Origin of the sequence: Methylobacterium sp. WL1, assembly GCF_008000895.1 — a bacterium.
In the GTDB taxonomy this organism is placed as follows: domain Bacteria; phylum Pseudomonadota; class Alphaproteobacteria; order Rhizobiales; family Beijerinckiaceae; genus Methylobacterium.
In genome coordinates this window covers 1,949,861-1,967,025 of sequence record NZ_CP042823.1, presented here as the reverse complement: position 1 = coordinate 1,967,025, position 17,165 = coordinate 1,949,861, and the positions used below count along the sequence as shown (strand labels likewise).

Annotated in this window: 20 protein-coding genes and 1 pseudogene; 6 read left to right on the top strand and 15 right to left on the bottom strand. The window is 68.6% G+C overall.

What is annotated here, in order from left to right; all coding sequences use genetic code 11:
- Positions 1-280: 280 nt before the first annotated feature.
- The 6 genes from cax to FVA80_RS09725 all read right to left on the bottom strand — a co-directional run bounded on the left by cax (position 281) and on the right by FVA80_RS09725 (position 5,495).
- Entirely contained in the window at positions 281-1,348 is a 1,068-nt protein-coding gene (gene cax, locus FVA80_RS09750; RefSeq protein WP_147908685.1) for a calcium/proton exchanger, read from the bottom strand.
- 65 nt (positions 1,349-1,413) lie between these two features.
- Positions 1,414-2,667 (bottom strand): sodium:proton antiporter, encoded by a 1,254-nt coding sequence (locus FVA80_RS09745; protein WP_147908686.1) that lies wholly within the window; start codon positions 2,665-2,667, stop codon positions 1,414-1,416.
- Positions 2,668-2,722: 55 nt separating this feature from the next.
- Positions 2,723-3,790 (bottom strand): endonuclease/exonuclease/phosphatase family protein, encoded by a 1,068-nt coding sequence (locus tag FVA80_RS09740; RefSeq protein WP_147908687.1) that lies wholly within the window; start codon positions 3,788-3,790, stop codon positions 2,723-2,725.
- Positions 3,787-4,323: a YetF domain-containing protein gene (locus FVA80_RS09735; protein ID WP_147908688.1), complete on the bottom strand. Its 537-nt coding sequence runs from the start codon at positions 4,321-4,323 to the stop codon at positions 3,787-3,789. The genes FVA80_RS09740 and FVA80_RS09735 overlap by 4 nt, the downstream gene beginning before the upstream one ends.
- Before the next feature lie 95 nt (positions 4,324-4,418).
- Positions 4,419-4,754, bottom strand: coding sequence for a hypothetical protein (locus tag FVA80_RS09730; RefSeq protein ID WP_246692339.1), 336 nt, complete (start codon positions 4,752-4,754; stop codon positions 4,419-4,421).
- 189 nt (positions 4,755-4,943) lie between these two features.
- The gene (locus FVA80_RS09725) at positions 4,944-5,495 is read right to left on the bottom strand and encodes a fasciclin domain-containing protein (RefSeq protein WP_147908689.1); all 552 of its coding nucleotides are present in this window, start codon (positions 5,493-5,495) and stop codon (positions 4,944-4,946) included.
- Positions 5,496-5,877: 382 nt separating this feature from the next.
- Here FVA80_RS09725 and FVA80_RS09720 point away from each other — a divergent pair, with 382 nt between their 5' ends.
- The 6 genes from FVA80_RS09720 (at position 5,878) to FVA80_RS09695 (ending at position 10,306) form a co-directional block, all read left to right on the top strand.
- Complete coding sequence (locus tag FVA80_RS09720) at positions 5,878-6,351, top strand: PRC-barrel domain-containing protein (protein ID WP_246692338.1); 474 nt, start codon at positions 5,878-5,880, stop codon at positions 6,349-6,351.
- A gap of 26 nt (positions 6,352-6,377) precedes the next feature.
- The gene (locus FVA80_RS09715; RefSeq protein WP_147908691.1) at positions 6,378-6,629 is read left to right on the top strand and encodes a hypothetical protein; all 252 of its coding nucleotides are present in this window, start codon (positions 6,378-6,380) and stop codon (positions 6,627-6,629) included.
- 109 nt (positions 6,630-6,738) lie between these two features.
- Positions 6,739-7,719, top strand: a complete 981-nt coding sequence (locus FVA80_RS09710; RefSeq protein ID WP_147908692.1) for a mechanosensitive ion channel family protein — start codon at positions 6,739-6,741, stop codon at positions 7,717-7,719.
- Positions 7,716-9,014, top strand: a complete 1,299-nt coding sequence (locus FVA80_RS09705; protein WP_147908693.1) for a DUF2254 domain-containing protein — start codon at positions 7,716-7,718, stop codon at positions 9,012-9,014. The genes FVA80_RS09710 and FVA80_RS09705 overlap by 4 nt, the downstream gene beginning before the upstream one ends.
- Positions 9,015-9,073: 59 nt before the next feature.
- Entirely contained in the window at positions 9,074-9,325 is a 252-nt protein-coding gene (locus FVA80_RS09700; protein WP_147908694.1) for a hypothetical protein, read from the top strand.
- A gap of 93 nt (positions 9,326-9,418) precedes the next feature.
- Positions 9,419-10,306: a YihY/virulence factor BrkB family protein gene (locus FVA80_RS09695; RefSeq protein ID WP_147908695.1), complete on the top strand. Its 888-nt coding sequence runs from the start codon at positions 9,419-9,421 to the stop codon at positions 10,304-10,306.
- A 249-nt stretch (positions 10,307-10,555) separates the two neighbouring features.
- On the opposite strand, the gene FVA80_RS32170 is transcribed toward FVA80_RS09695, so the two are convergent.
- The 9 genes and pseudogenes from FVA80_RS32170 to FVA80_RS09655 all read right to left on the bottom strand — a co-directional run bounded on the left by FVA80_RS32170 (position 10,556) and on the right by FVA80_RS09655 (position 17,081).
- The gene (locus FVA80_RS32170; protein ID WP_348642425.1) at positions 10,556-10,771 is read right to left on the bottom strand and encodes a hypothetical protein; all 216 of its coding nucleotides are present in this window, start codon (positions 10,769-10,771) and stop codon (positions 10,556-10,558) included.
- A 24-nt stretch (positions 10,772-10,795) separates the two neighbouring features.
- Entirely contained in the window at positions 10,796-11,761 is a 966-nt protein-coding gene (locus FVA80_RS09690) for a DUF2252 family protein (protein WP_348642426.1), read from the bottom strand.
- Positions 11,762-11,837: 76 nt separating this feature from the next.
- Positions 11,838-12,125: a 3',5'-cyclic-nucleotide phosphodiesterase gene (locus tag FVA80_RS09685; protein WP_147908696.1), complete on the bottom strand. Its 288-nt coding sequence runs from the start codon at positions 12,123-12,125 to the stop codon at positions 11,838-11,840.
- Between the two features lie 188 nt (positions 12,126-12,313).
- Positions 12,314-12,715, bottom strand: coding sequence for an exopolysaccharide production protein YjbE (locus FVA80_RS09680; protein ID WP_147908697.1), 402 nt, complete (start codon positions 12,713-12,715; stop codon positions 12,314-12,316).
- Positions 12,716-12,866: 151 nt separating this feature from the next.
- A complete protein-coding gene (locus FVA80_RS09675) occupies positions 12,867-13,532 on the bottom strand; it encodes a response regulator transcription factor (RefSeq protein WP_147908720.1) in 666 nt (221 codons plus the stop codon).
- Between the two features lie 11 nt (positions 13,533-13,543).
- The gene (locus FVA80_RS09670; RefSeq protein WP_147908698.1) at positions 13,544-15,628 is read right to left on the bottom strand and encodes an ATP-binding protein; all 2,085 of its coding nucleotides are present in this window, start codon (positions 15,626-15,628) and stop codon (positions 13,544-13,546) included.
- A 177-nt stretch (positions 15,629-15,805) separates the two neighbouring features.
- A complete protein-coding gene (locus tag FVA80_RS09665) occupies positions 15,806-16,018 on the bottom strand; it encodes a hypothetical protein (protein WP_246692337.1) in 213 nt (70 codons plus the stop codon).
- Positions 16,019-16,287: 269 nt separating this feature from the next.
- A pseudogene (locus tag FVA80_RS32165) lies at positions 16,288-16,349 on the bottom strand (hypothetical protein); the annotation flags it as partial.
- Between the two features lie 231 nt (positions 16,350-16,580).
- Positions 16,581-17,081, bottom strand: coding sequence for a PRC-barrel domain-containing protein (locus tag FVA80_RS09655; RefSeq protein ID WP_147908700.1), 501 nt, complete (start codon positions 17,079-17,081; stop codon positions 16,581-16,583).
- Positions 17,082-17,165 lie beyond the last annotated feature (84 nt).

The following is a 17,165-nucleotide window of genomic DNA, read 5'->3' as shown; positions in this document are numbered from 1 at the left end:
CGATGCTTGAGGTGAACGCATTACGCATTCAGACGGCGGGTCGTGAGGCAGAAACGTGGCCTAACGGCCGTGGGGACGGCTTGACAGGGCGGCCTCAACTACGGTGGCGGAGCGCATCGGCGATGGCCAGGATCACGGGCGCACGCTGTCGTCGGCATCCCGACGCCGCGTAGGCAGCACTCCATTCGCCGGCATGGCCACCAGCGCCGTCATGGGGATGGTGACGCCGGTCGGCCTTGCGTCCCCCCGCTACCTAGGATGGCGCGGTGCCATAAAGGAGTCAGGTCGGACTCGCGAAGAAGAAGGCCAGGCCGAATAGGACGTAGACCCCAAGCAGCAAGAGGCCTTCGAACCACGTCGTCTCACCGTCGCGGGCGATGGCGTTGACGATGAAGGCGGTGCTCGCGATGCCGAACAGGTGCAGCGGGTTTGAGAACACCAGCGACATCGGGTGGCCGAGCGCCCAGGAGATGATGACCAGGAGCGGCGCTAGCACCAGCGCCACCTGGATAGCCGAACCGATGCAGATGTTCAGCACGAGGCCCATGCGGTCCTCGTGCGCGAACCACGCCGCGGCGAACAGGTCGCCGGCCGTGCCGACCAGGGCCAGCACGATCACGCCGAGGAACATCGGCGAGAGGTGCAGGCTCCCGGCGGCCTCAGTGATCGTCCCCGAGAGCATCTCGGACTCGAAGGCGATGGCGACCGTCGCGGCGATCAGGACCCCGATGGCGAACGGCAGGCTCCAGTCGGCCTCGCCGCTGCCCTTGTCGTTCGAGAACACGTCGCGGTGGGTGACCAGCGTGAAGGCGAGGTTGGCGAGGTAGAGCAGCAGTAGGACGACGGAGACGCCGAGGCTGACCTCCTCGTCGGTGATGCCCAGCGTCTTTCCCTGGCCTGACATACGTCCGCTCAGGTCGAACACGGCCGGCAGCAGCAAGGCGATGACGACGAGGATCAGCAGGGTCGACAGCAAGCCGGCGCGCTCCGCGCTGAACTTCTGCCGCTCCCGTGTCGCCCCGCCGACGATGATGGCTAGGCCGAGCCCGAACAGGCTGGTCCCCATGATCGAGCCGGCGATCTGCGCCTGCACCACCGCGGCCTCGCCCCGCAGCAGCACGAATAGCGCCAGGACGAGCTCGGCGATGCTGCCGAAACTGACGGTGAGCAGGCCGCCGATGGCAGGCCCGACCCGGTCGGCAAGCTGGTCGGTGGCGCGTCGGACCCACTCCGCCAGGACGGCGATGGCGAGCGCGCTGGAGGTGAACACCAGGAGCGGCGAGGCGCCGACGAGGTACTTCAGCGCCGCCGAGATCGGGATGAGTACGAGGAGGACGGTGAAGACCATGTGGGGTTACGATGTCCGATGGAGATGTACCGGCCGACGCGGGCCGACGCCGTGCACGGCGTCAATCAGCCGGCGCGGAGCGTACGCCGCGCGACCATGCCCAGCGTCGAGCCCTGGACGATGATGGTGAAGAGCACCACCGCGTAGGTCGCCGCCAGGATCGCCGGCTTGGCGTCGCTTTCTGGGATCGAGAGCGCCAGGGCCACCGAGATGCCGCCGCGCACCCCCGCCCAGGTCAGGAACGGCACGTTGCGCGGCGAGAGGTTGCCGCCCCAGCGGAACATGAGCAGCGGCGTCGAGACGGCGACCAGCCGGGCGACGAGGACGATGGGCACCGCACAGGCTGCGAGCGCCAGCCCGCCGAGTTCGAAGCGCAGCACCAGCACCTCCAGCCCGATCAGCAGGAACAGCACCGAGTTCAGCACCTCGTCGATGAGGGTCCAGAGGGCGGAGACGTACCCTTGCGTCCGCTCGCTCATGGCGTCGCGCGGAGCCCGGTCCCCGACCAGCAGCCCGGCGGCGACCACCGCGAGCGGGCCGCTGAAGTGGAGCTTCTGGGCGAGCGCGTAGGTCCCGGCGACCAGCGCCAGGGTGATCAGGACCTCGACGGGGAAGTCGTCGATGGCGCGCATCGCCCGGTAGGCGACGTAACCCGTGAATACCCCGAGAACGAGGCCGCCGCCGGCCTCCTGCACGAGCAGCTTGGCAACGCCGCCGGCACTCATGGCCTCCCCGCCCGAGCCTGCGGCGAAAGCCACCAGAACCGTGAACAGCACGATGCCGATGCCGTCGTTGAACAGGGCCTCGCCCTGCATCTCGACCTCCAACGCCTCGGGGACCTTCACGTTCTTGAGGGTCGCCAGAACCGCCACCGGATCGGTCGGGCTGATCAGCGAGCCGAAGACGAAGGCCCAGGCGAGCGGGACCGGCCGGCCGATGGCGTCGGCCGCCAGCCAGAACGCGCCGCCGACGAGGGCCGTGGAGATCAGGGTGCCGACCAGTGCCAGCGTCGCGACGGCCCAGGCTCGGTCGCGGAGCATGCGCAGGTCGAGGCTCATGGCGCCGGCGAACAGCAGGAACGCCAGCATGCCGTTCATCACCACATCGGTGAAGTCGACCTGGCCGAGTACCCTTGTGAGGTCCGCGTAGAGGTGCTGGGCTGGGAAGGCGAGGTCGAGGCCGACGAGGCTGAGCGAGGCGAGCAGCCCCATCACGAGCAAGCCGATGGTGTGCGGCATCCGCAGGAAGCGACGGTTCAGCCAGCCGAACAGGGCCGAGAGCGTCAGCAACAGGGCGGCGAGGTCGAAGATCGAGATCATGGGAATCTCCGACCCGCACAAAGGCGGGCTGCAAGGCCGTTTTCGGCACGTGGGCTCATCGGGACTGCAATCGTTCGGTCGTCCCCGCCGCGGCGAGCACCGCGTTGGCCGTGGCGACGTCCTCGGCGTCCCGCTGCGGAGGCGCCTTCGCACCTTGGGCATCCTGGCGGCACAGGCGGACGAGGTAGGGGAAGTGGTCGGAGCCGAATGCGTCGAGGCGCTCGATGGAGACCGTCGCGAAGCCGCCTTCGTGGCAAACGTGGTCGAGGGGCCAGCGCAGCCAGGACGAGTGCGCGTTCCATGTCGCGACGTATCCGTAGCCGCGGCGCGGGTCGATCAATCCCGACAGTCGAGCCATGCGCTCCACCGCGATCTCCCAGGGCGTCGCGTTGAGGTCGCCGGCGAGGACGCCAAGCTCGACCCGTTCGCGCAGCACGGACGCCGCGGCATAGAGCTGGGCGTCCCGCCCGCGGGCGGATTGCCAGGGCTGCGGCGGCTTCGGATGAAGGCCGATGAAGTCGACGACCTCGCCGCTGCGCAGGGTCACGCCGGTCACGACCGCCGGGGTGTCCTGCCCTCCGAGATGCCGGATGCCGCCGTTCACCAGGGGCAGCCGCGAGAAGAAGTGGATGCCGTAGTACGACCCCGTGATCCGCTGCAGGGCATGGGGCATCGACGCGAGCACGGGCTTCAGGGCCTCGTCCCACCACGCGTCGGTCTCCATGGCGAGGAACAGGTCGGGCTCCTCCCGCGCGACGGCCTCGACCAGGGGCTCGGCGTTCCTATTCCCGAATTGCACGTTCGCGATCAGCACGGAGAGCCTGCGCTCGACCGGGCATGCGTCGACCCGCATGCCGCCCGTGGGCCGATAAGGCCACAGTGTCCAGGCGTTGACCGCGAGCGCGAGGGTGACCAGCCCGAGAGCCGGAAGGGTCGACCTGGAAGCTCCCCGAAGGAAGGGGAACAAGGCCAGACCGACGACCAAAGAGCCGACGGCGAAGGGCAGGCGCGGGAAGTCGAGCAGCCGGACCGCCCACCACTCGGTCGGGATCATCGGGATCAGGCTCGCGGCGGCCAGGAGGGTTGCGAGCAGGATGAGCATATTGCGGACGAGGGCCTTCACAAACGGCGCTCGGCAGGTTGGCCCGTCTCCGGGCGGGCTACGCCGGTCAGGCCGTCCCCGCGGTCGGAAAGCGTCTTCAACACGCTGATCGAGCCGTCTGTTTCAAGCACGACCGAAGCGGCCTGCGAGAGGTCGTCGAGGCCCTCCGAGCGCAGGGCCGAGAGCACGTCGTCCCGGGTCATGCGCTGGCGGCGCATCGCGCCTTCGACCAGTTGGCCCTGGTGGGCGAGCAACGTCGGCTCGGCCTTGACCAGCGACCGGACCCACGCCGAGCGGACGCTCGACCAGGTGATCAGGTACTGCAGCCCGATGAGGGTCGCGAGGGCGAGCACCCCTTCCAGCAGCGCGACCGACTTCGTCAGGACGATGGAGGACAGGGTCGAGCCGAGCGCCACGGTCACGACGAGGTCGAACGCGTTCAGCTTGGTCAGGGTACGCTTGCCCGAGATCCTGAGGAACAGGATCAGTGCGACGTAGGCCAACGGTCCGACCACGACGACCCTGAGCAGGCCGGACCAGCTATCGAAGAACATCTTGGGAGACCTCCGGGTGTGTTCCCCGGAGGGATGGTTCTCGACATGCGGGCTTCCCGTAGAGGAGGTCCGCGGACGTTCCGCTCAATCGCCGGTCAGCGCATGTCCTTGGGCAGGTGCTTGATCGGGTCGGTCCGGCCGCCCTGGGTCTTGCCCTGGACCGAACCCTCGGACTGCATGACGTCGGTTGAGGACTGGATGGCGCTCGGCGGCGCGACCTGCCCGTTGCCTTCGTGGCCCACGTTTCCGGCGCCCTTCGTCGTAGAGGTTCCAGAGGGTAGCGTCCCGGGGGTCGGCTGGTCGATGGAGCTGGCTGCCGATTGGGCGACCGAGGGGCCGGCAAGCGCCACGCCGGAGGCGAGCATGACGGTTCCGACGATGCGCTTGACAACGGGACCGGACGCAAGTCGGGTGAAGTTGGGCGAGCTCATGCGAAAAGTCCTGTCGGTTCGGCGGTCATCGGGGGTCCCGATCTGAAACCCTGCCGAACCCGTTGGTTCCTGTTCCGCCCGTGAAACCGATGATGCGAGACGATCCGCTTTCGGGTGGCGTCCTACATTCCAAGCCGTCACCGATGCCGGCCAACCCCGTGAGAGGGGTAGGCCGGCCGTGATGTCGGGTTACTTCGGCATCAGGACGCTGTCGACGACGTGCACGACGCCGTTCGACTGGAACACGTCGGCCTGCTCGACGAAGGCGCCGCCGCCCTTCTGGTCGATCAGCGCCAGACGGTCGCCGTCCATCTTCACGGTCAGGACCTGGCCCTCGACCGTCTTCAGGTTCGCGGCCTCACCGCCCATCTTCGCCTTGGCCATCAGGTCCTTAGCGTCGAGCTTGCCCGGGACGACGTGGTAGGTGAGCACGCCCGTCAACGTCTTCTTCATGTCGGGCTTCAGCAGCGTGTCGACGGTGCCGGCCGGCAGCTTCGCGAAGGCCGCGTTGGTCGGGGCGAACACCGTGAACGGGCCCTTGCCGCTCAGGGTGTCGGCGAGCCCGGCGGCCTTCACGGCGGCGACCAGGGTCGTGAGGTTGCTGGCCTTGGACGCGTTCTCCACGATGGTCTTGTCGGCCATCATCGGAGCGCCGCCGACCATGGGTGCGGTCTCGGCGAAGGCCGGCGCCGCGAAGGCCAGGCCGGAGGCGAGGAGGGCGGCGGTCAGGGTCGTACGCATCATTGAAAGTCCTGTTGACGTCATAACGGCTCGATCATCGAGGCTCGTGACGACGTTACGGACCCATGTGCCTCTCCGTTTCACGGATTAGATCACAAGGATTTCATCGACGGCACGCAAGTGAAGAGGGATTAAATTTTCTCCATCTCGAATGGACCAAGCGCTTACTGCGGGAAATTAGAATTTCCACTCAGATCCAAGCATTTCTACCGGGCCGTTTCTGGAAAATTCATGACCAAACATTCATGCGCGGCCTCTTTTTTCTGAACGTTTCCTGAACGCGGACGTTAGGGCCCCGAACCGTGCAGCCGGGGTGGGTAAGAGCCCGGTCCAGATGGGACGATCCCGGTTGCATCTTCGAAACGATAATCGGGAGAACGTCTTGTCCTATCGCACGATCACCGCCGCCCTTGCGCTCGCATGCCTGTCCGTCCCGGCCCTGGCCCAGACGACGCCGACGACCCCGGCACCGGGCACGGCCATGCCCGCGTCCTCCGACATGACATCCTCCGGCATGGGGATGAAGATGGCCGACACCGCGACGGTGAAGCTCAAGTACGTTACCGTGAAGCCGGCCGACGTAATGTCGTCCAAGCTCGTGGGCACCACCGTCTACAACAACAAGAACGAGACCGTCGGCGAGGTCGAGGATCTCGTCATCGAGAACGGCAAGACGCTGACCGGCGTCGTCGTCAGCGTCGGCGGCTTCCTCGGCATGGGCGAGAGCTACGTCGTGCTCGACCCGTCGACACTGGCCATCAGCGATAAGGACGGCAAGTGGATGGTCCACGCCGACACCGACAAGGACACGCTCAAGAACGCGCCGAAGTTCACCTACTCGAAGATGAAGAAGTGATCGGCCGCACAAAAGGAGAGACGACCATGAAGCACACCATCCTCGCCTCGGCGCTCCTGGCCGGCATCGGTCTCGGTGCCTCCACGATGCCGTCGGCGGCCCTGCCGGTGAATGTGACTGGCGTCGCCCCAGCCGCGAACGCGGACCTTATGCAGGTGCGCATGCACCGGCGCCACCGCATGCGGCAGGGCTCGGCGAGCCGCGGCAACGCCAGCATGCCCTCGCGTGGTGCTCGCGGCCAACAGTATGGCGGAACGACCGGCGGCCCGCGTCGCTGATCCGTTTGGAGCGTGACCCGCGGGGGCCTACCGCCCTCGCGGACGACCAACGAGCGCCGTCGGCTGGCACATCCGCCACCGGCGGCTTTCGCATGAATCGGGACACCGCATGATCTTTTCGGAAGCGCTGGGACGTCTCGAAGGGCTCGGTCGTTCGGCCGCCGCCCTCCTGCCGGGGCTCGCCGTCGCCCTCGTGCTGTTCGGCCTCGGCCTGCTCGTCGCCCGCGGGGTCCGCGCCGCCGTACGCAGGGCTGCCACGTTGCGGGAGGCCTCACCCGGCTCCGCCTCGGTGCTCGGGCGCATCGCAGGCGGCATGACGATCCTGGTGTCGTTCCTGGTGGCGGCCTCGGTCGCCTTTCCCTCCGTCTCCGCCGCCGACCTGTTCAACCTCCTCGGCATCGGCGGCGTCGCCATTGGTTTCGCCTTCCGGGACGTGTTGCAGAACCTGCTGGCCGGCATCCTCATCCTGCTGACCCGCCCCTTCGTCATCGGCGACCAGATCCGCGCGGGCTCGCACGAGGGCACGGTCGAGGACGTCTGGGTCAGGGCCACGGTGCTGCGGACCTACGACAACCAACGCGTTCTGATCCCAAACGCGACGCTGTTCGTCGACAAGATCACGGTCATCACCGCGCACGACAAGCGCCGGCTCGCCTTCCCCCTCACCATCGGCAACGGCGACGACATGAAGGAGGCCCGCCGCGTCATCGTCGAGGCTCTGCGCGGGACCGGGGGCGTGCTCGCCGAGCCGCCGCCGGAGGCGCTGGTCACGGGCCTGGGAGCCGCCGGCGTCGACATGACGGCGCGGTTCTGGATCGACCCGCCACGCCGCCGCGACGCGGTGGATGCGCTGGACCACGCGATCTCGAACGTGAAGGACGCGCTCACCGCCGCCGGCATCGACCTGCCGTACCCCACGAGCCAAGTGCTTCTGCACGACCAGACCGAGGCGTCGGACGGCGACCGCACCCGCCAGCGCGAGGGCTGGCCCGCCGGCAAGACTCCGCCGCGAGCGCGCTGGCAGGTGCTCCGCGCCGATCGTGACGACCTCGAACGCAAAGACGACGCAGGGAAGCGGGACCGAGCATGAAGGCACGTCTCCAGGCCTGGATCGAGTTCCTGGGCGACCTGTTCTGGCTCAGGCCCGCCCTGATCGTGCTCGGCTGCATAGCGCTGGCGCAACTCGGGATCTGGCTGGAGACGGCCCACATCGCCGGCTACGATGCCTCCTCGCCGAACCAGAACTGGGGCTATTCCGGCGGGGCCGAGGGTGCGCGGGCACTCCTGAGTGCGGTGGCGTCCTCGACCATCGGGGTCGCCGGCACCACCTTCTCCATCACCATCGCGGCCCTGACGCTGGCATCCGGGCAGATGGGCCCGCGCCTGCTGCGCAACTTCACTCGCGACGCCCGCAACCAGATCGTCCTGGGCATCTTCCTCGGCACCTTCGCTTACGCGCTGATGGTCCTGCGGACGGTGCGCACCGTGCAGGAGAGCCCGTTCGTCCCGCACCTGGCGATCACCGGGGCGATGGTGCTGGCTCTGCTCTCGCTCGCCACCCTGGTCTGGTTCGTCCACCACATCGCCGCCAGCATCAACGTTGAAACGGTGGTCGACGCGGTCCATCGCGACCTCTGCGCCGCCGTAGAGGCGCGCACCTGCAGTGGCGCAGGCATGACGCTCCCGGCGCGGCTACCGACCGGTGGCGGAGTCCGCACCGACGGCAGCGGTTACCTGCAAGCCGTCGACGAGGACGGGTTGGCCGACTGGGCCCACGAGCACCGTGTCACCGTCGCCTTGCGCGTGCGACCGGGCGATTACGTCCCGAGCGAGTTCCCTGTCGCGTTCCTCTCCGCCGGGGTCGAGGGCGCGGAGCCGGTCATTCGCCGGGCGCTGACGTTCGGGCGACGCCCGGCCGCCCTGCAGGACCTGGAATACTCGATCCGGCAGCTCGTCGAGATCGCGGTCCGGGCGCTCTCGCCGGGCATCAACGACCCCTTCACGGCCGGCAGCGTCGTCGATCATCTCGGCGACGCCCTGTGCCGCGTGGCGGCGCGCCACCTGTCCACCGGGGCGGTCGCGCGCGAGGGCGAGGTCGTGCTCGTCGTGCCGGTGACCGACTACGACGGCCTGTGCGATGCCATGTTCCACATGATCCGCCAGAACGCCGCCGGCTCGGTGCACGTGCTGGCCCGGATGCTCGACGTGCTCACCCGCGTCGCCGAAGTCGAGCGGCTGACGAACCGGACCGCCGAGCTCGCACGCCATGCGGATCTCGTCCTCGCCGCGGCCAGGCGCGACGTCGCCGATCCGCACGACCTTGCCGACATGGAGGCCAGGCATGCCCGCTTCGTGGCGATGCGCGAGGGGCGCCATTCCGCGTAAGGGCGCACGACATTCCCCGGTGCCACCTCCTGGTTTCCGATCCATCGAAGGACGACCGAATGACCCGTTTCACGCTCATGCTCCTCGTCGCGGCAATCCCCTCGCTGGCGATTGCCGCACCCGTTGCCGAGCATCCCAAGCATGACGGCGTCCGAACCGGTGGGATGGGCATCGGGACCCGCCCCACCGGCGAGGCCACGCGACCGGGCACGGATATGACGACCGCGGGGTCTGGCGCCGGGAAAGGGAAGCCGGGCACGAAGGCCGGCGCGGTCGGATCGACGGGCGAAGGAGCCGCCAAGCCACGCTGATCGTATGCGGCTGTCGATACGCGTGCAGTCGCATCGTCGCCGGCCGCGGACATCCTTCGGCTTCCATCCCTTCATGTCGGCGTGCGAGGAACCATGAGTGGAACCGCGGTCCGGATCGCTCGGCATGCCGCACGCGAGGCGTCGGAGGACCAGGTCAGCTTCGTGGCCTCGGGCGTCGCCTTCCGGGTCGCGCTGGCGGTGTTCCCGGCGATTGCGCTGGTGGTCTGGCTCGGAAGCCGGCTGCTCGGCGCGGACGAGGTCCGCAACTTCCTTCAGGGCGCCATGCAGGCCGTGCCGGACAGCACGCGTGAGATCGTGCAGCAAGCCGTGGGCGCCTCGATGGCGAAAAATCCGGCGGATCGCGGAAGCGACCTGCTTGGCCCGGCCGCCCCGCTCCTCGGCCTCGCCTTCACCCTGTGGAGCGCCAACAGCGGCATGCGCGCGCTGTTCAAGGCCCTCAACCTGATCTTCGACGTGGAGGAAGGCCGCGGCTGGCTGCGCTTCACCATCGTCACCCTGCTGTGCACGTTGGGGACCCTGGTCGTGCTGGTCTGCGCGATGACGCTGGCCGTCCTTGTGCCCCACGTGCTGCCGCAGGAGGGACTTTACGCCACTTTCTCTCCCCTGCGTTGGCCGGTCCTGTTCGCGGTACTCGCGCTGGCGCTAGCGACGCTGTACCGGCTCGCCCCCTCGAACGGGCGCGAGGGTTGGCCGTTCGTCACCGTCGGGGGCGCCGTCGCCGCGCTCCTGCTTCTGCTGACCTGCGGCCTGTTCTCGTGGTTCACGGGCCGCTTCGCCAGCTTCGCCGTGACCTACGGCTCCCTCAGCACGGTCGTGGCCTTCCTGCTCTGGCTGTGGCTGTCCTTCGTCATCGTGCTGTGCGGGGCGGAACTCGACGCGGCCATCGGCAGCGAGACCAGCCTCTACGGAGGCGGGTCAGTCGATGACCGGTCCGCGAACGATCCGGATCGACAAGGGTAATCGAACTTCGCCGACGCCTCGGCCCTAACGTGATCGGCCAACCGGCCGGGCCATGCCGATCCCGTAGGTCGCCGGCACGTGCGGACAGACCGCGTTCCACTCGCAGGACCCGATGGTCGCCACCGCCACCGTCCATTTGGTCGACCGGGCTATCCCGACGCGGTCCATCGCCCTGCCTGAACATGCGCCGGGCGGTCGCCGTGTCCCTTTCTCGGGTCGCGTTCCCAGCCGTCGATAGCCCCGATGAGCTCAGTGCCGGTAGATCAGGTCGTGGGCGCAGCAATGGTCGAGGTAGGCCGCCTCGTGACGCCCCGACATCGCCACGACGGTTTTCCAGAGCCAATCCGGCGCGTCGATCTCGGCGGTCCCACGCCGGCGAACCGCGCGCCGCCAGTCCTTGCGCGTCTCCGCGTCCATCAGCCGGCCATGGCTGTCGCCGACCACGTAGGCGAGATAGCCCGCCACGCCGAGCGCGGACCTGGAGGCGAACTAGTCGACCTCGATCTTCAGGTCCTGGGGTAGCAACTCGCGCACGAAGACGGGATGATTCATGACCCGCCCGGACCCCATGCGCTCGCCCAGGATAGGCGAGAGCGCCCGGGCGCCCGCGACCACGCGCTTGGCCGGGTCGTTGGGCATCGCCTCGGGCCGTATCGCCGGAGCTATCGGCGCCTCGGCCTCCTTGACGTCGAACAAGGCGTAGCGCGGGGCCTCGCCGTCCTCGCAGATCGCGATGATGGCGGCATAGCGCAGCAGTTCGAGCGAGCTGCAGCCCTTCACCCAGGAGGCCGCGTCGACCACCTCGATCCGCGCCTCGGCGTTCCGGCCGTGGAGCTTGAGCACGAGGTCCCGCATCTCGGGCTGGGCGAACAGCGCGCCGACGGCCGCGCGCTCCTCCGACGCCAGCGGCCAGAACTTCTTTCCGTGGTCGATGGAGGGCGTCCTGTGCTTCAGGCGGTCCTTGGCGAGGTGCTTCCAGGTCCGGTCGAAGGCGCAGCGCTGAGTCGCCTCGATCAGCTTGGGCGCCGTCGGGATTTCGTCGCGCCGGCCCCGGGCGAGCGCCAGGGCGTAGTTGCACACGACCTCCTCGACCATGCGCGCGGTCACGGTGCCGGACAGGTCCGAGGAGCGGGCGGCGGAGGCCAGCGACAGGCAGAGCCGGATCAGGTCGTGACCCGGATGGCCGATCACCGACTGGTCGAAATCCCGGATCTGGACCGCGACGTGCCCATCCGAACCGGCGAGCGCGCCGAGATTCTCGATGTGGCAGTCGCCGCAGATCCAGATCGGCGGCGTCTCGGGCAGGACGAGCTCGGGCATCTGTCCGAGCCACTCGTAGAATTGGCGCGTGTTGCCGCGGACGAAGCCGTGGGCGGAGCGCGCCATCTTGCGAAGCCGCCGACGCTCCAGTGCCGCCTGGCGCTCGTCGGGCTCGTAGATACGGCACTTCGACATGGATCGGCTCCAGGGCCGGGCGCAGGACGGCCGCGTGCCGGATCGGGAATGCGGCTTGGGACCGCCTTAGCCGCGGTCAGCTCCGCCGCCGCTCGATCCTGTCCGGGTCGAACTCCGTGTTCCTCTCGATGGCCCTGCGGCAGCGTGGGGAGACGGACGAGACGTTGCGCTTGAAGCAGGAGACGATGCTCGCCCGGCTGGTAGCGAACGGGCCGCAGAGCCGGAGGTAGTCCGACGTGCAGTAGGGCTTGAGCTTGGCGCGCAGGGACTTCGCTTCCGCATGTCCGCCAGCGGAGAGCAGCAGCACGGCCGACGCTGCCAGGAGGACATCGAGCATCGAGACATTGGGCATCGTCTTGGGCACGGTTTGCTCCTCGCTGGTCTGAGATGGGTCGGACGCAGCACGAGGGGTGCGACACGCGGAATGCCAGTCTCCCCGATGCGCCCCCACGTCTTGCCCGGGACGGCGACGAGCGACGGAGACCGCCGGACGCAAAAGGGCCCGCCGCGACGATGTCGGGCGGGCCCTCGACGGACGGGTTCGAGGATGCCTCAGCAGCCGTCGTCCTTGGCGGCCTGGTCGCCGAGCTTCTGGTTCGCGCCGGCGTTGTTCATCGCGCCAACCGTGCCCGGCGAGGCCGACTGCTGGCCACCCGCGAGGTTCTTGCTGGAGGTACCTACGCCGGCACCTTGGTCGTTCTTCGCTTCGGACCCCGGCTTCTGCCCGACCATCTGGTTGGCACCAGCGGCGTTCATGGCGCCGACCGTGCCGGGCGAGGCGGGCTGCTGGCCGCCGGCCAGGTTCTGGCTCGACTTATCGACGTCCGAGCTCTTCGGCATCACCTGCCCCGGCGTGGGGTCCTTCCCCTTCGTCGTCCCGGTGTTGCAGGGGGCGGCAAGGGCTGGCACGGCCAGGGCGAGGGTGGCCACGACGGCGATGGCAACGGATTTCATAAGCGTTTCCTCGGGATTCTTGCTTTGTCGCAAACAAGACCTCTGACGGTCCCAGGTTCCAGGATAGGGAGGTCGCCCCCGCGCCGTTAGAAAGGCGGCGACGGTACCTGGCATTCGGCCCTTTCCGGCGACGTCAGGGATGCTGGCTGCGCTACCGAAGGGTGAGTGCGTCCAGCCAGCCTTGGGACGCCGCGTATCGGATGATCTCCGCCCGCGTCCTGAGCCCGAGCTTCTCGGCGGCCCGGGCCTTATAGGTCTCGACCGACTTCACGCTGACGTCGATGCGGCGTGCGATCTCCTTGTTGCTGAGGCCCTGGGCGATCAGGCGCAGCGTCTCCGTCTCCCTTGGGCTGAGCGCCTCGCCGGTCTCGGCCGGCTTCGTCCCCGCTGCCGTCGCGGAACCGTCCCCCAGGGCGTGTCCGGCGACGGACGGGTCGAGGTAGATCCCGCCTGTCGCGACCGCATGGACTGCCCTCAGAAGGTCCTCGGCTGCCGAGCGCTTGAGGAGGTAGCCCCGGGCGCCGGCCTTCAGCAACGGCTGTACGTAGGCGGCGTCCTCGTGGACCGTCAGGACGAGGACCTTGGTGCCCGGGCAATCGGCGGTGACGCGCTCCGTCAGTTCGAGGCCGTTCAGGCCGGGCATCGAGACGTCGAGCACGGCGAGGTCGGGTGCCACGGACCGTATCAGGGGAAGCGCCTCGCCGCCGTTCGTGGCCTCGCCGACCACGTCCACTCCGGGATCGGCGTTAAGGAGTGCCCGGATGCCGGCAAGGACGATGGGATGGTCGTCGGCGAGGACGACGCGGATGCGGCCCATGGAAAGGTCCTTCATGCGCAGGCGGCCTGCGGAACTGGGATGCGGATGAACAGCGTCGTGCCGACGCCCGGGGAGGTTTCCAACGTGAGGGTGCCATCGAGGAGGGAGAGGCGCTCGCGGATGCCGGACAAGCCGAGGCGCGGCTTGGCCGGTGAGCCGTCCACGGCCGGCCGGGAAACGGCTTCGGGATCGAACCCGTCGCCGTCGTCCTCGACGATCACCCGCACCTCCTGAGGACGGTGCTCCACCGAGACGCTGACGGTGTCGGCCTTGGCGTGTTTGAGGACGTTGGTGAGCGCCTCCTGGACGATCCGGTAGATCGCGCCCTCGGCGGCGGCGGGCAGGCGCACGGGCTCGCCGAGGAACTCCAGGTCGGCGCGGACGCCATGGCGCTGACCCCACTCGCGCAGCAGGGTGGCGAGGGCCTCGTGCAGGCCGAGGTCGTCGAGGGCGGTCGGGCGCAGGTCGACGGCGGCGCGGTGGATGTCGCGCCCGATCTCGCCCGCGAGGGTCTGCAGCCACTGGACCTGACGTCCCGCCTCAGGGATCGCGCCGCCGACATCGAGGAGCCGTTCCAGGCTCTTCAGGCCGAGTGATAGCCCGGTCACGGTCTGGCCGACCTGGTCGTGGAGTTCGCGCGCGATGCGGCGCTGCTCGTTCTCCTGCGCCTCGCCAAGGCGGCGGAGGAGTTCGAGGCGTTCCGCCTCGGCGCGCTTCCGTGGCTCGATGTCTGACACCACGCCATAGACCAAACCGGCTGAGGCGGCGTCACGCAGGCGGGGCGCGCGGCCGACAAGGCGTACCCAGCGCGGCTCCGGCCACCTGCCGTCGACGCGGAACTCGACGTCGAACGCCCCCCCGTCCGCCAGGCTCCAGTGCAGGTCGTCGGAGAGGCGGGCGCGGTCATCCGGATGGACCATGCCGATCACCCAACCGGCATCGGCCGCCGTCTCGCCATCCTCTGCGACGTCGGCCCTCCAACCCAGCAGTTGGGCCGCACGCGGCGAACCCGTCACCTTACCCCGGACCGTATCCCATCGCAGCGTACCGAGTTCCGCAGCCTCAGTGGCAACGGCGCCCTGCTCCTCGCTCGACCTCAGCGCCAGGGCGAACCGCGCCCGTTCGCCGGACCGTCGCTGCGCCATGTCGCGGCCCACCAGGCCGACCAGCGCCAGTGCAAGGCCGATGCTGACCACGCTGCCTCCGCCCAGGACGAGGTACGAGCGCAGGACAGGCGCGTTCAGCGTCGCGGCCGGCATCCCGAAATGCACCGACCAGCCGCCGGTGTCCTTCAGCGTGCGGTAGACGACCTCGACGTTCGAACCCTCCAAGGTTGAGCCCGTGTAGAAGCCGTTGGGCGCGTGCCGGATGGCCGTACGCAGGGCGGCATCGGCCGGTTGCCCGAGTTCCTCAGCTTCGGCGCGGGTGCGGGCGATGGTGTTGCCGTCAGCGTCGACGATGGTCCCGACCCAGCCATCCGATGCGCCGGCGTCGCGCAGGATCGAGCTGACCGCATCGTTGGCGAGACCGACCGACAGCACGTAGCGGAGTTCGCCACCCCTGATGACCGGGACCCGTAGGGCGACGAGGCGCTTGCCCGAGACCGGTCCCACCGGGCCGATGCCGCCCACCACGGGGCGATGCGTCCCGACGACCGCATCGAAGCTTCGGCGGTCGGCGGTGGGTCCGAGCTCGTCGTCGAGGGAGCGGAGCAGGTTGACGATCTGGACGCCGTCCGGTCTCGCGAGCTCTACCGTCTCCCATAACGGGCGTGCCCGCTTGAGCCGCTCGGCTTCGGCGTAGAAGGCGGCTAGATCCGGCTTGTCGAGGGTGGCGGATGCCGCCTCCGCTTCGAGGACGCCGATCTGCGCGGCGATGTCGGAGGCGACCCGCTCGGCCACGCGTGTCGCACTGGCCACCGCGGCGCCGCGGGTGAGGTCGCGCTGCTGCTGGGCCATCAGGGTGGCGACCCAGCCGCTCAGCAGGAGCAGAGGGATCGCGGCCGCAAAAGCGAGCGCGGTGAAGGTACGGCCGTTACCGCGGTTCAGTTCGGGTCGGTCGTGTTTGGCGTCGACGTCGTCTCTCCGAATGGTCATAAGCGGCACTCGAAGGAAACCGTCCGTAGCCGGTGTTTCCGCTCGCACCGTCCGCCAGCCCGTGATGCCATCTCGTCCGACGGCCGCTGCCGGCGTTCATGGTCGAGGAAGCTAGGGTGGCGCATCATCCGGGTCGAGGCGCGCGGCTCCGAGAGACGAGCTCGGCTTTCGTTCGTCTCACAGAAGGCGGCGACCGGACGCGATGACTTGCAGGACCTGCCGGTCGCCGCCTGATGCGAGCACCCCTTGCTCCAGGTGGCGCAGACGAGCGACGAGGTTCGGCGGCGCGGCGTCGCGTTCGTTGAGCCCTGCCTCCACTAAGGCGGTGACCACCCTTTCGAGCCGGCCAAGGGTCCGACCCTCAAGGGATGGCTGGTGCTTGCGTCTCATCATCCTCGTCCGACATGCCCTATCGTCGGACCCGAAGCGGCGACGCGGGGGCTCTCCGATCCAAGCCCGAGCACCCTTGGCGAAGACTCGATACTCTCCGGTCTTCCTAGATCCGGGAAACCGCTGGGTTCAGGGCGACCGTGGTCTCCATTGCCGCGGCGGCGATCCGGAGCGCCATGGCCGGATGGGGCGCTCGCATGCCGAGATCCCATACTGACCCGTCGTAGCCCTCGTACCAGGCTCGACGTTCGCGAGAATCGGCCGGGTGGGGGCAAGCATCCCTGGGTCTGCCGGCGGAACGGGCGCGCGCGCCCTGCTTGATGACTTCCATGATCATTGGCGCTCGCTCTCCGGCCCGCACGACACTCTCGTGACGACGTCGATTAGCGCCCGGTTCGACGGCACCGACAAGCATGTCGGCACCGGGTCGCCGTTCTCACCGACACGTGTCAGGTTTATCCCGACGCCGGGACGACCGGACCGCGCTTGACCGTTGCCGGATTGCCTGCCCGGGGAGGCAAGGCGGGCGACCGGGCGACGTTGCCCGGTCGCACTGTCGCGATCAGGAGTTCTTCTTGTCGTACTTGAACTCCGGCGCGTTCTTCAGCGTGTCCTTGTCGGTGTCGACCATGGCCTTGAGCGTGCCGTCGGCGCGGTGGAGGAACACCGACGCGGGATCGACCAGAACGTAGCGCTCGCCCATCCCGAGGAAGCCGCCGACACTGACGACGATGCCGGAGACGGTCTTGCCGTCGTCGATGACCAGGTCCTCGATCTCCCCGACGTTCTCGTTCTGCTTGTTGTAGAGGTTCTTGCCGACGAGTTTCGAGGAGGTCACCTCGGCCGGCTTGGCGGTGACGAACTTGATCTTGGCGGTGGCTGTGTCGGCCATGGTCATGCCGCCCATCCCGCCCGCCGACGTGGGCATCGCGGTCCCGGCGGCCGGAGCCTTCATCTGGCCGGTCTGGTCGCCGGCTGGCTTCTGCATGGCCTTGTCCTGCGCGAGCGCGGGACCGGCGACGAATGCGCTGGCGACGAGCGCGGTTGCAACGATGTTCTTCATCGGGTTCACCTCGATTTGGGGAAGCCTCGGCACGGGGCCGACATCCGTCATTCGAGGGCTTGGACCTGCAACGGGCGGCCCAAG